This window comes from Micromonospora sp. NBC_00821, assembly GCF_036347035.1.
Lineage (GTDB): Bacteria > Actinomycetota > Actinomycetes > Mycobacteriales > Micromonosporaceae > Micromonospora > Micromonospora hortensis.
Map to the genome: position 1 here is coordinate 2,986,502 of NZ_CP108880.1, position 12,293 is coordinate 2,998,794.

The 12,293-nt window shown below is 68.0% G+C and carries 11 protein-coding genes and 4 pseudogenes; 7 read left to right on the top strand and 8 right to left on the bottom strand.

Features of this window, described 5'->3' with window-relative positions; all coding sequences use genetic code 11:
* Positions 1-105: 105 nt before the first annotated feature.
* The 4 genes and pseudogenes from OHB44_RS13575 to OHB44_RS13590 all read right to left on the bottom strand — a co-directional run bounded on the left by OHB44_RS13575 (position 106) and on the right by OHB44_RS13590 (position 3,595).
* Positions 106-1,005 (bottom strand): aldo/keto reductase, encoded by a 900-nt coding sequence (locus OHB44_RS13575; protein WP_238687174.1) that lies wholly within the window; start codon positions 1,003-1,005, stop codon positions 106-108.
* 256 nt (positions 1,006-1,261) lie between these two features.
* Positions 1,262-1,693 carry an ankyrin repeat domain-containing protein gene (locus OHB44_RS13580; protein ID WP_238687175.1) on the bottom strand — a complete coding sequence of 144 codons (432 nt, stop codon included), beginning with the start codon at positions 1,691-1,693 and terminating at the stop codon, positions 1,262-1,264.
* A 44-nt stretch (positions 1,694-1,737) separates the two neighbouring features.
* Positions 1,738-2,616: pseudogene (locus tag OHB44_RS13585) on the bottom strand (IS5 family transposase).
* A 19-nt stretch (positions 2,617-2,635) separates the two neighbouring features.
* Positions 2,636-3,595, bottom strand: coding sequence for an AraC family transcriptional regulator (locus OHB44_RS13590; RefSeq protein WP_330440909.1), 960 nt, complete (start codon positions 3,593-3,595; stop codon positions 2,636-2,638).
* A gap of 103 nt (positions 3,596-3,698) precedes the next feature.
* Here OHB44_RS13590 and OHB44_RS13595 point away from each other — a divergent pair, with 103 nt between their 5' ends.
* Positions 3,699-4,556, top strand: coding sequence for an NAD(P)H-binding protein (locus OHB44_RS13595; protein ID WP_238687177.1), 858 nt, complete (start codon positions 3,699-3,701; stop codon positions 4,554-4,556).
* A complete protein-coding gene (locus tag OHB44_RS13600; protein ID WP_330440910.1) occupies positions 4,553-5,056 on the top strand; it encodes an anthrone oxygenase family protein in 504 nt (167 codons plus the stop codon). The genes OHB44_RS13595 and OHB44_RS13600 overlap by 4 nt, the downstream gene beginning before the upstream one ends.
* A 246-nt stretch (positions 5,057-5,302) precedes the next feature.
* Here the strand turns inward: OHB44_RS13600 and OHB44_RS13605 are convergent, their stop codons facing one another.
* Positions 5,303-5,623 (bottom strand): hypothetical protein, encoded by a 321-nt coding sequence (locus OHB44_RS13605; protein ID WP_330440911.1) that lies wholly within the window; start codon positions 5,621-5,623, stop codon positions 5,303-5,305.
* 1,032 nt (positions 5,624-6,655) lie between these two features.
* Between OHB44_RS13605 and OHB44_RS13610 the strand changes: the two genes are divergently transcribed.
* Both OHB44_RS13610 and OHB44_RS33480 read left to right on the top strand, forming a co-directional pair.
* Entirely contained in the window at positions 6,656-7,051 is a 396-nt protein-coding gene (locus OHB44_RS13610; RefSeq protein ID WP_330440912.1) for a hypothetical protein, read from the top strand.
* A 40-nt stretch (positions 7,052-7,091) separates the two neighbouring features.
* A pseudogene (locus tag OHB44_RS33480) lies at positions 7,092-7,171 on the top strand (IS5-like element ISSoc13 family transposase); the annotation flags it as partial.
* A 143-nt stretch (positions 7,172-7,314) separates the two neighbouring features.
* On the opposite strand, the gene OHB44_RS13615 reads toward OHB44_RS33480, so the two are convergent.
* Positions 7,315-7,785 carry a hypothetical protein gene (locus OHB44_RS13615; protein ID WP_330440913.1) on the bottom strand — a complete coding sequence of 157 codons (471 nt, stop codon included), beginning with the start codon at positions 7,783-7,785 and terminating at the stop codon, positions 7,315-7,317.
* A gap of 249 nt (positions 7,786-8,034) precedes the next feature.
* Between OHB44_RS13615 and OHB44_RS13620 the strand changes: the two genes are divergently transcribed.
* Entirely contained in the window at positions 8,035-9,201 is a 1,167-nt protein-coding gene (locus OHB44_RS13620) for a PucR family transcriptional regulator (protein ID WP_238685094.1), read from the top strand.
* 758 nt (positions 9,202-9,959) lie between these two features.
* Here the strand turns inward: OHB44_RS13620 and OHB44_RS13625 are convergent.
* Positions 9,960-10,267 (bottom strand): annotated as a pseudogene (locus tag OHB44_RS13625) (helix-turn-helix domain-containing protein); the annotation flags it as partial.
* Positions 10,268-10,510: 243 nt separating this feature from the next.
* Here OHB44_RS13625 and OHB44_RS13630 point away from each other — a divergent pair.
* On the top strand, positions 10,511-11,491 hold the full coding sequence (locus tag OHB44_RS13630) for a helix-turn-helix domain-containing protein (protein WP_266302935.1): 981 nt from the start codon (positions 10,511-10,513) through the stop codon (positions 11,489-11,491).
* Positions 11,492-11,761: 270 nt separating this feature from the next.
* A complete protein-coding gene (locus OHB44_RS13635) occupies positions 11,762-12,088 on the top strand; it encodes a DUF6355 family natural product biosynthesis protein (protein WP_196930466.1) in 327 nt (108 codons plus the stop codon).
* Between the two features lie 31 nt (positions 12,089-12,119).
* Here OHB44_RS13635 and OHB44_RS13640 read toward each other — a convergent pair.
* Positions 12,120-12,203: pseudogene (locus tag OHB44_RS13640) on the bottom strand (IS5/IS1182 family transposase); the annotation flags it as partial.
* Between the last annotated feature and the right edge of the window lie 90 nt (positions 12,204-12,293).

Below are 12,293 nucleotides of genomic sequence, written 5' to 3' on the forward strand. Positions count from 1 at the left end.
TAGCGCGGCTGGGTTCCCGGTGAGTTGGGAGCCTGGCGATGTTGAGCATGAAGCCCGTCCAACCCGCCCCCGTAAGACGATCCGCTACCGGACACGGTGTGCGGTTCACGACGCAGCTCGGAGGGTATCGAGCCGGCGCAGGTCGTCGTCGGACAGGCTTAGGTCGGCCGCGGCGACGTTGGAACGCAGGTGGCGGACGCTGGTGGTCCCCGGGATCGGGATGACCGGCACACCGTGTGCCTGCTGCCGGTGGTGCACCCAGGCCAGTGCGACTTGCCCGCTCGTAGTGTCGTGTCTACTGGCGATTTCGCCCAGTGCGGCGCGTAGGCCGCTCGCTACTTGCTCGTCGGCTGTGCTCGGAGGCTGGTGGAGGAGTCCATGACCGTTTGGGGAGTGGGCCACGATGACCACCCCGAGGTCAACCGCGGTAGGCAGCAGCTCCTGCTCGATGTCGCTCTGCACCAGTGACCACTGCTCCTGTAGCGCCGCGATCGGGTGGACGGCGTGTGCGCGGCGTAGGTCGTCCGCCGTCACGTTGGACAGGCCAAGGGCGCGTATCTTCCCCTGGTTGACCAGTTCGGCCATGGCTTCGACGGTCTCCTCGATCGGGACCGTTTCACTGCGATGGTGCAGGTAGTAGAGGTCGATGACGTCGACACCGAGCCGTCGCAGGCTCGCCTCGCTCGCCTGCCGCACGTACGACCGGTCAGCCCGTACGTCGAAGCCACCGGCGAGTTCACCTCGCCATACCAACCCGAATTTGCTGGCCAGCAGCACCTCATCACGGCGCCCTCGGATTGCCCGGCCGACCAGCTCTTCATTCTGGTAGGCATCTGCGGTGTCCACCATCGTGACGCCCGCATCAAGGGCGGCGTGGACGACCGCCACCGGGTCACGGTCGGTGCCGTCGGCGGTTCCATCGCGCAACCTCATCGCGCCGAATCCCTGGTGGCCGAAAGTATCGCGACCCATGGATAAACGCGTTCCCATCTCGGCACTTGGCATGACCCACACCCTAAAACCTCAACCGCAATTGAGGTCCAGTCCGTTAGCGGTGCCCGGTCTGCGCCATCGGGACCAAGGAACCTCATACGGGACGCCACAGCTCAGATGGCCTGTGCGCGGCAGGACCCGTCCGGTGAGCATTCCCGCACAGGGCCGCCATCCGGGACCCCTACGCTCATTGGCGGCCCAGGGGCGCCGACCGTTCGTCTGGCGTGGCGTGAGAGTCGACGTGTCGGCGGCAGCACTAGGGCGCGTTTCAGATGTCAGCGGCGGCGGAGTAGGCGCCAGCGGCCAAGAGCAGATTGGCCGTCTGTGAGTGGTCGCCTCGTAGCGCCCAGTCCAGGGGTGAGTAGCCGGTTCCTCGGTCTTCGCGAAGGTTCGGGTCTGCGTCGTGGGCGAGAAGTTCTTGCACGACGTCGGTATGTCCCCAGGCCGCCGCAGCGCAGAGGGGCGTGCCCTCCCGGCCGTGCCCGCTTTCGGTGTCCGGCGCAGCGCCAGCGGCAAGAAGGAGCCGCACGAGATCGACCGCGCCGTGCACGGAAGCCTGGTAGAGCGGGGTCGTGCCCTCTCGGTCGGCCGCGTTGGGGTCCGCTCCGACGCGCAGGGCGGCGTTGGCGATCGCTGCGTCTTCGCGGAGCACCGCCTCCATCAGGCGATTGATGAGTTTCTTTCGCTGTCGCTTGTTCACGGTCCTCAGGGTAGGCAAGTTTTGCAGTCCAGCGGGTGGCACCTTCAGAGCCATTCGTTGATCGCGGCGACGTGGAGCGTGGCCTGGTAGCGCACAGCGAGTTTGTCGAATCTGGTGGCCATAGCTCGGTGGCGTTTGAGCTGGTTGATGCCGCACTCGACGGCGTGACGCTGGCGGTAGGCGATGGGGTCGATGGTCGGTGGCCGGCCGCCCTTCGCACCTTTCCTGCGCCGGCTGGCGGCCTGGTCGATCTTGATCGGGATGGTCGCCGGGATGCCACGTCGGCGTAGTTCCGCCCGGGTTGCCGCGTGAGCTGTATGCCTTGTCCGCCAAGACTCGATCGGGTCGGGTGCGGGGTCGGCCGCCGCCTGCCCGAGGGACCCGGATGCAGGCCAGGACCCGGCTGAACTGCGGGCTGTCGCCGCGCTGCCCGCCGGTCACCAGCATCGCCAGGGGTTTGCGGCCCTGCTCGCAGGCCAGGTGCACCTTCGTGGTCCAGCCGCCGCGCGACCGGCCCAGGGCGTGATCAGCGGGCTCGTCCTCGACTCCGCCGGGTGGTTCCTTCTGCCGCTCGGGTTGGGTGCGGGCGCCTGCGGCGTGCTGATGCGCCCGCGCGATGGTCGAGTCGACGCTGACATCCCAGCCGATCAGACCGGCCGCGTCGGCGCGGGTCTGCAGCCCGGCGACGATCCGCTGCCACACCCCGGCGCGTTGCCAGCGACGGAACAGTCCGTAGACCGTCTGCCAAGGTCCGTAGCACTGAGGCACGTCCCGCCATGGCGAGCCCACCCGCACTCGCCACCGGATCCCATCAATGAACTGCCGTTTACTCCACTTCGGCGGCCGACCGGCCTCTTACCCCTGGGAAGCAGCGGCACAAGCGCCGCCCACTGAGCGTCGGTCAGGTCGTGCCGCCTCGTCACCGGTATGGTGGCCACGAGGTCATCCCACTGGTGTGAAATCAGGCGACCCGACGGCCTGCCGGTGTTCGGCCGGGCTGAGACCGCGTACCCGTTTGAAGGCCGCGCTGAGTGCGAATGAGCTGCCGTAGCCGACCTGGCGGGCCACCGCGCCGACGGTGGCGTCCGGTTCGCGTAACAGATCGGCGGCCAGCGTGAGCCGCCAGTTGGTGAGGTACGCCATCGGAGGCTCGCCGACCAGTTCGGTGAACCGGCGGGCCAGCACCGCCCGCGAGATACCGGTGCCGGCCGCGAGGGTGGCCACCGTCCAGGGCTTTGCCGGCTGGTCGTGCAGCAGCCGCAACGCCCTGCCGACCACCGGATCGGCGTGCGCTCGGTACCAGGCGGGCGCCGCCGCCTCCGGCCGGGAGAACCAGGCCCGGAGTGCGGCGATGAGCAGTAGGTCGAGCAGGCGGTCCAGGACCACCTCCTGCCCCGGCTCGTCCTTGGTCATCTCGTCGCTGAGCAACGGGATGAGCGGGCTGTCCAGTGCACCGGCCGGCAGCACCAGGAGATGTGGCAGGACCCGCAGCAGCCGTTGGCTGACCTCGCCCTGCAACTGGTACGTGCCATTGAGCAGCACCGCGGTTCCGTCAGCGCGTTCGCCCCAGGTCCGGATACCCAGGTCCATCATTTCGCACAACTCGTCCCCGGCGGGCGTGGTGGTGCGCTCTCCGGGATGGATCACTGCCTGCGGTGCCGTGGCGGGGTCGTCGGCGATCGTGTACGGCTCCGGGCCACGGATGATCGCGACATCGCCGGGTTGCAGCGGCACCGGAGCACCCCGGTCCGGCACCACCCACGCCGTGCCGCGCAGCATGGTGACCAGGGTGAGGGGCGCGCGATCCTGGATCCGTACCGACCAGGGCGGGTCGAACACCGACCGCATCAGGAACGCACCACGCGCCCTCGGCCCGTTCAGCAGCCCCGCGAGCGCATCCATGCGCTCAGGTTAGCCCTGTGACGTGGGCGGTCGAGACGCCGGGACATGCGATCGAGAGTCTCGCCCATTCCCGGTGCGCTCGCCCTCGACTTGACTGGTTGGCATGACAAAGAACGTTGATGAGCAGCCAATCCTCGTACTGGGCGGCACCGGCAAGACCGGCCGGCGGGTGGTGGACCGGCTCGCCGAACTCGGCCGGCCGGTGCGGGTCGGCTCCCGCGTCGGCGAGCCGCCGTTCGACTGGACCGACCAGCGCACCTGGGCGCCCGTACTGGACGGGGTTTCGTCGGTCTACCTGGTGTACTACCCGGACCTGGTCGCGCCGGACGCCCTCGCGACGATCCGCTCGTTCACCGAACAAGCGGTGTCCGGCGGGATCGAACGGATGGTTCTGCTGTCCGGCCGGGGCGAGGAGGAGGCCAAACTCAGCGAGCGGGTGGTCCAGGACTCCGGAGTGGACTGGACGATAGTGCGGGCGAGCTGGTTCAGCCAGAACTTCAGCGAGGACTTCCTGACCGACTCGATCCGCGGCGGCGAGGTCATCCTCCCGGCCGGGAACGTGCCGGAGCCGTTCGTCGACGCCGACGACATCGCTGACATCGTGGTCGCGGCGCTGACCGGCGACGGGCATGCGGGGCGGCTCTACGAGGTGACCGGCCCGCGGCTTCTCACCTTCGCCGAGGCGACGTCGGAGATCGGCAACGCGCTCGGGCGGGAGATCCGCTACCGATCGGTTTCGCCCGAGGAGTACGCCGCCGTGATGGCCGGGTACGACGTGCCGGCGGAGCTCGCGGCGGTGCTGACCGAGCTGTTCGGCAAGGTGTTGGACGGCCGCAACGCACAGCTCGCCGATGGTGTGCAACGGGCGCTGGGCCGCGGGCCGCGCGACTTCACCGACTATGCCCGCGACGCCGCCACCGCTGGTGCATGGGACACGTCACCCGGTGGAGACTGGGCATGAACGCCACCCTGGCCGCCTGGTCGGCGGCGGCGACCCTGGCGGTGACGGGTGCGATCACCGGTGTGTACTACGCCTTTTCGGTGGCGGTGATGCCCGGTCTGAACGCCGCCGACGCCGGCACCGCGATCCGGGCCATGACGAGCATCAACCAGAGGATCCAGAATCCGCTGTTCTTCGTCACGTTCTTCGGCCCGCTCGTCGCCGCCACGGTGACCGGTGTGTTCCTGTTGATCCTCGGGAAGCGGTCTGCGGGTGTGCTGTTCCTGGTGGCCGCGGGGGTGTACCTGGTGGGCGCGTTCATCCCGACGGTGGTCGTTAACGTGCCGATGAACGAGACGCTCGACGCCGCAGGCGTGCCTACCGATCCTGCGGAGGCGGTCCGGATGTGGGCTTCCTACTCGTCCGCCTGGACGTGGTGGAACTCGGTACGCGCCGGTGCCAGCCTGATCAGCCTGTTGCTGGCTGGTCTCGGGGTCCACCTCTCGGGCACGTCCCGATGACGTCGCCGTCCGGTGCGGGCAGGGTGGCCAGTTCCGGGCACCCGGGGGTGTCCCTATGGGTTTCATGAAGGGGGTCACCACTGTGCGTCTAGCTCGGCAAGGCGTCGGCGGAGTTGGCGGGCGTCGTGCCGAGGCGCGGACAATCGCCCGATGTCGCGAACGCTGACAGACGAGGCCGGACGACCTGCACAGGGCTTGTGGGCGTCACGACGACAGTCAGCGCTTGCCCGCTGCGCGGCGGTGGCGTCAGAGCGGTTCGGCGGACTTGTAGCAGGCGGAGTGGACCAGGAGCAGGAGGGCTGTCGGGTTTCTGGTGCCACTCACGGTGAGGGAGTAGTCGTCAGGGGTGGTCGTGGCGGTGATTGTGCCCTCGCTGCCGTTGGGGAAAGTGCGGTCCTCGGTAATGGTCCACCCTTGGGAGCGCCATTGGTCGCGGAAGCGGGCGAGGGTTTCGCACGGCGCGGAGCTGGCGGCGGGATTGGCGAGGGTGCTGCCCGTGGCGGCTGCTACTTGGCCGGCGTATTCGTTCACCCGGCGAGTGATGTCGGCTTCGCTCGCGGTCTGCATGTCGCTCGCCTGGTGACGGCACGCCCCCGATGGTGGGGGAGCGGGGCGCGGTGGAACCCAGCGCTGTCCTGTCGGCCGGCCCCCGTTTACCCCCCGAAAACCCCCGCCTGCCGTTGACAATCAGTGACAAGAAGCGACCATTGCATGATCGTGTCTGTGCAGCTCAACGCCTGCTCTTGACAATCAATGACAAGCTCGATTTGGTTACGGATGGTAACAAGGGGTTTTGACAAGCAATGACAAGCCTTGACGAGGCTCGACGTGAGGTTCTACTGGGTTCGAATCTCCTCGTTCCCCACGAGGGTGGCCTGGCGAAAACCCCGCGGTCACGGTAGCCGATACGTGCAGGAGGAGTCTGGAGGCGTGGAACCGGCGGCTGTAGAAGTCGCAGGTTTCGTGCTGGTAGAGCTTTGTGCGGTAGACGTTCGACGACCAGTGAGTCGTTCGGCGGGGGTGACTGTCTCACTGTTCGGCGGAGCGTATGTGGCTGCGGCGGTCACGACAATTGTCGTACGCCCTCTCACTGGAGACGCCGTGCAGCAGACACCCGATTCGTTGGAGCCATCCGCTCAGCACCCGCCCGGAGTCGACGCGTCGCCGTCTGCTGGGCGGCCCTCGGTGCAGCCGGTGGTCCCGGGGGCCCAGCTTCGGGCGGGCGTGAGGGTGGGAATCGTCCTGTCAGTGGTAGTCGTTGGTGGACTCTTCATGTGCTGTGTCGGTGTGAGCGCTCTTGCCGCTGTCGGTTTGATCATCGGCGAGGCATCACCTTCTCAATCCGCTCCGACTGTCTCTGCCGCCGGACCGACGCCGTCACCAGCTATCCGAACACCTGAGCCGGCTCGCACCACCGCTCTACCTAGCCAACCGGCCACGCCGTCGGCACAGCCGACTCGCCTACCGACGCCTGGACAGCGCCAACCCGTCTACGACACCTTTGAGCGTCGGGACGTCAGCTCGGGATCCGGCGCTCGCCGTCTGGCCTTGCGGGTCGAGCTACGCGTCTTTCCCGTCGACAGTCGGCAGGTCATCGACGTGGCGACGCAGATCGTGGAGAGCCATCGCGGGCAGGGGTGGCAGGCGTTGTCAATCGTTGTCACGTACGACCGGCGTGAGGTGGTGCCCAGCTACGCGGTGTTCGAATGGGCGTCCGAGGGGCGCTGGACGGACGCCGCCGATGGCGACCCCGCGTCCTGGCGGGCCTACCGGCTGCATCAGGCCGTCGTTCGCGACAAGCTGTCGCAGCCTGATGAGTGCCAGGTGCCGTCGGAGCAGGCCTATGTGCTCAACGCCGAGTTCAACCAGGCAACCGAGGACAACGTCGACGTCAGAGAAGAAGCAGTGCTCGCGGATATCGCCGAACGGCACAGCATCTCGGCTGCCGGCGCTGAAGAACTGGTCCTGGCTGTCGAGGACTGGACAATGTGCTGAGCCCCAACACGCAGGCCGAGTCCACCCGGCCCTTTAGGGCATCGGTCGATCCCGCGGGCGGGCCGAGCACGAAGATCCACCTCGCGGTCGACGGACGCGGCCGACCGTTGTCGGTCCTGCGGCGCGATGATCTGGTCGGTCAACTGGGACGTGACGAACGGCAACCGCTTCGCCAACACGGTCGGCCCGCACCTGGACGCGCTGCCCTGAGACCGGCACCGCCGGCACGGATCCCGCAACGGGATCCGTGCCGGGTGGGCCGATCAGATGAACGCGAGCGAGCTGAAGAACGCCGGGTAGCAGTCGACATAGATGTCGTAGACGCCGGGCGGCACGTGCACGGGGCCCAGGGTGGCCCCGTTGGAGCACCGGGCGCTGACCGCGGTCGTCGGCTGGCCGGTGAGGGTGCAGCCCTGGAACACGATCAGCCACGGGTCGACGTACTGCCCGGCGTACGGGCAGGAGCCCGACATCACCGAGAAACCGCCGCCCTTCGCCGGTGAGGCGGCGGCCGCCGTCGACGTCGTGACGCTCAACGTGCCGGCGGAGCTCGCCGATGCCCGCTCGGCTCCGATGGCGGCGACAGCCGCGTCGCCGCTCGGCGCGGGTGCCGCGACCGCCGCGGACGGTGCGGCCATGAACGCGGCGAGCATCGCCGTCGCGGCCAACAGCAGACTGGATGCGCGGAGGATGCCGGATCGTGCTCCGGCGGAGGGTCGACTACGCCATGTCATAACCAGAACCACCTCTCGATTGCTGTGCGATCTGCGGATGCCGGGGCGCGTACCTGGTCGCGCCCGACCCGGCCGGGCCGTCGTCCGACGTCCATGGCGAAGCGTTCCAGGGTGCCGGTGGCCGGGTCTTCGTGACAGAGCGAGAACCGGGTCGCCGGCGTACCCCGGTTCTTGCGAATGTCCGCAAGGCTGTCCGGTCCGCGTCAACCGGGCGGCGTGGCCGGAACGCATCGATTACCGTTGACCGGCATGGGCGGTCTGTTCAGCCTCTGGCGGCAGCGAGTGGCCGACAACGCCCACCGGGCGGTGGACGCCTACCAGGAGGAGCTGCTGGAATACCGCAACCTCGCGGCCATGCCGCAGGTGCGGTCGGAGATGCTCGATTTCGCGGTCTTCCTCCGTCAGCGCACGGTCGACCTCGCGGCGGACAGCGCGCCGTTCCACGTGCAGGATCTGGACCTGATGGCCGCGATGGGCCGCCAGCGCGGCGAGAAGGGACTCACCCTGACCGCGCAGCGGCAGGTGCTGCTCGTGCACACCCGGCTGACGCTGCGCGAGGTGTACGAGGCGGCCGGCCCGAACGACATCGCCGCGACGATGCACACGCTCGCCTGGCTGGCTCCCGCGGGACTGGCCGCCCAGGGCGCGTACACCCGGGGCTGGATCGAGGGGCAGCGGCGCGCGCTGGCGACCGTCGCCCAGGTGCGGCTGCTGACGGTGATGCTGCTGGCCGGCGACGACAGCGCGACCGAGCTGGCGCGCGGCCTGCACATGCCGGTCCCCGACCACGTCGTCGCGACGGTGGTCCGGGTGGCCGGCGGGTCGCCCGGGCCGGACCAGGCGGCGCGGGACGAGTTCGCCGGCGCGCTGCTGAAGACGCACTGGATGCCGCTGAGCTGGCCGGAGCCGCACGAGGTGGTCGCGCTGATCCCCAGTTCGCCGGGCGGCCGGCAGCCGGCGGTCGAGCGCGGGCTCGCGCTGGCCCGCGACGTGGCCTCGATGACCGGCCGGCCGTGCGCGGCCGGCACCGCGCCTGGGCGGGTGCGCGCGTTCGGCGACGCCGTGGCGCTGGCCCGGCAGGTCAGCGAGGTCGCACCGGTGCGGGCCGTGCCGCGCCACGCGTACACGGTCACCGACGTCTTCGCCGAGCTGGGCGCCGCCCGACTGGCGGAGGTCGGGCAGTGGCTCCAGGTGGTCGGAGCGCAACTCGACGCCGGCCCCGACCTGGTCGCCACGCTGGACGCCTACTACCAGCACGACATGAACCGGCTCGACACCGCGGCCGCGCTGTGCATCCACCCGCGCACGCTCGACTACCGGCTGACCCGGGTGCGCGACCTGACCGGGCTGGAGGCGGGCTCGACCCGCGGCGTACGCGTGCTGAGCACCGCCGTCGCCCGGATCCTCGCCGGCTAGGTGAGCAGCCGGGTGAGCTCCATGTTCTTCATACTGATGTAGCTCAGCTTGTTACCGAGACGCATCGAAACCTGTAGCGAGCTGATCATGCCGGACGTCCTGTGGGGCTCGAGAATTGGGTTACGCCGGCTGAGCTGCAGTTCGCTCGACATCGACCTGGCCGACACGATGAAGGCCATGAGCACATCGCTGATGTACCTGCTGCTTCGCCAGGTTCTACAGACGTTGTCCCAGCTCGCCTGCGATGGTGGGGCCAAGGACGTGTAAATCCTGGTACTCCGGCATCAGGTGGCGGTGCTGCGCCGACAGGTGCACCGCCCAGATCTTCAACCCGCCGACCGGGTGGTGTTGGCGGTGTTGTCGCGGCTGCTGCCCCGCCCGCGCTGGTCGGCGTTCTTCGTCACCCCAGCGACACTGCTTCGGTGGCATCGGGAGCTGGTCGCCCGACGATGGACCTACCCGCATGCCCGGCCGGGCCGGCCGCCCGTCGACAACCGGGTCCGTGGGCTGGTGCTGCGCTTGGCGGCGGAGAACCGACACCGTGCTGTTCAAGCGGGTCTACGTGCTGGTCTTCGTCGAGATCGCCACCCGCCAGGTCCACGTCGTCGGGGTGACCGCCCATCCGAACAACGCCTGGGTAGCGCAGCAGGCGCGCAACCTGCTGATGGACCTCGACCAGCGGGTGGCCGAACTGCGGTTCCTGCTCCGCGACCGGGACACGACATTTACGGCGGCCTTCGACGCGGTGGTCACCGCCGCGCGACTCGGTCGATCGGGATCAGGGTGCCGTCCAGGATCGCGTACGCGATCCTGGCGATGCGCCGCATGGCCGCGTTCAGGTCCTCGGCCCGCGTGGCGAGCAAGTCGATGGCTTCTCGGACGTACCGCCAGACCGTGGTGACGCTGACCGCGAAGCCGCAGGCCAGTCGAGCGATGGTGTCACCGTTACGCAGATGGGCCAGGGTGAGCAGGGCCTGCCGGCATCAAGACGTCGCCACCGGCCGCGGCGGCGGGTGCGTTCGGCGCGGATGAGGTCAGCCAGGTGGTTCAGAGTGCGGCTGGACAGCGCGACCGCAGACGGTAAGACAGCACAGCGAGGCTCCCGGTTGGGGCATCGGGTCTTGGTCGACGGCTGTCTTACCGGGAGCCTCGTCCAATGTCGACACACGCTGCCTGCCACCCATCGCGACCAGACCCATCACGATGAAGAGCCCTCAATGCCTGACCCGCGCCATAACATCGCAACGCCGCCATATCGACGCCAAGCTATCGTGGTCTGACCCCTGCAGCGACAGCACGAAGGTGAGTCATGGACGTAGTCAGCACCACCGAGGTCCCGGTTGAAGACGGGTTCGCCTTCTGGCGCGAGGTAAACTCGAAGCTCTGGGTGCCCTACGATTTACGCTGTGAATCGCAGTGGGAGCCCGGATTTCGGGCTCAGGTCGGAATCAGCGAGTTCGGTCCCGTGCAGGCGACATTAATGACCACGATGCCGCACTCGGTCCACCGTACTCCCAAGCTCATTCGGCAGGCCGATCCCGAGGTGTTCAAGCTGGGTTGCCTTGTGCGCGGTGGCGGCATGATCACGCAAGACGGCCAGCGCACAGATTTCGGCGTGGGGGACCTGATACTGTATGACACCTCCCGGCCCTACGTAGCCGAATTCACCCCGGATGCGCCAGTTAGTCAGCTGCTGCTCCTGCGCTTCCCGCGCTCGTTACTGCCGTTGCCGCCTCGGGAGTTGCGACGCCTGAGCGCAGTTCGCATCCCTGGCGCCCAAGGCATCGGCGCGTTATCTTCGCAATTCCTGCTGCGCCTTGCCCGGCACATGGACGAACTCAGCCCGTCGGACGCCGCCCGGCTGTCCACCCTCACCATTGACGTGTTGACAGCGGCACTGGCCAACGCGCTGGACGTCCAAAGCGCGGTGCCCTCCCACACCCAGCGGCGAGCGTTGATGGCTCAGATTTACGCCTTCGTCCGAGAGAATCTGGGCGATCCGCGCCTGACACCGGACGCGATCGCCGCAGCGCATCACATCTCGTTGCGATACCTGCACAAGCTGTTCCACGAGGACGGGCGCACGGTCGCCGGCTGGGTCCGCGAGCGTCGCCTGGAGCAGTGCCGACGCGACCTCGCCAACCCCCAACTAGGCGCGCGCCCGATCCACACGATCGCCGCCCAGTGGGGGTTCACCAGCCCGGCGCATTTCAGCCAGGCGTTCCGCAGCGCCTACGGCCTTTCGCCACGCCAGTTCCGCGAGCAGTGCGCGAGAGTACGCGCAGACTAAAGACTTGTGCGCTTACCAGTAACGACAGACCCGGCTGTGGCGTGCACTCTTATCTTAGGAAGTCCGCTCAGTCAGGGTTGAATCTGATTCCGCCTTACGGAAGAAGGTTCACTTGAGCGTGTTACATCGGTCCGTGTTTTCGCGATGGAAGGAGCGCGAGGAAGTACATCGATCACTTCATGCAGCCAGCACCATCATCTAGGCCGCAGCGGCGGCTGACAGGAGACCATTGTGAAAATGTGGTACAGAACGGCGTTTCGGATCTCGGCAGTGACCGCGATCCTCGGCGCACTCACCCTGTCCGGGACCGTGGCACAGGCAAGTCCGGGCGCCGGCTCCCGCCTGTCCCAACCCGAAACCACCGCGGTTTCGGAGCAGGCCAAGCCCGGCAGCGAGGACGTCGCCGCGCAGGTTTGCGGCTACTACGAAGACGCGGTGACGGCCTGGTACAACCACTGCGGGAACACCCATGTGCTCATCTACGTCGACGCGACGTGGCCCCGCGACGACTGGACCTGGTGCATCGGCCCGGGAACGTGGGACATCGGCGGCGCCAACGCCGTATCCAACGCCTGGTACTCGGGTCAAACTTGTTGAACCGCCAGCCAAGCGCTGCGCCATTCTCCACCTGCGTTCGGTGGTTGCGGATCAGGTCAGCGAGGCAAATGAGGGTGCGGTCGGACAGGGGAATCGCGGCAGGGTAGGACAACAGCGAGGCTTCCGGTTGGGGCATCGGATCTTGGTCGACTGCTGCCTTGCCGGGAGCCTCGCCCTACGTCGATCCCTGCCCCCACCCCACCGC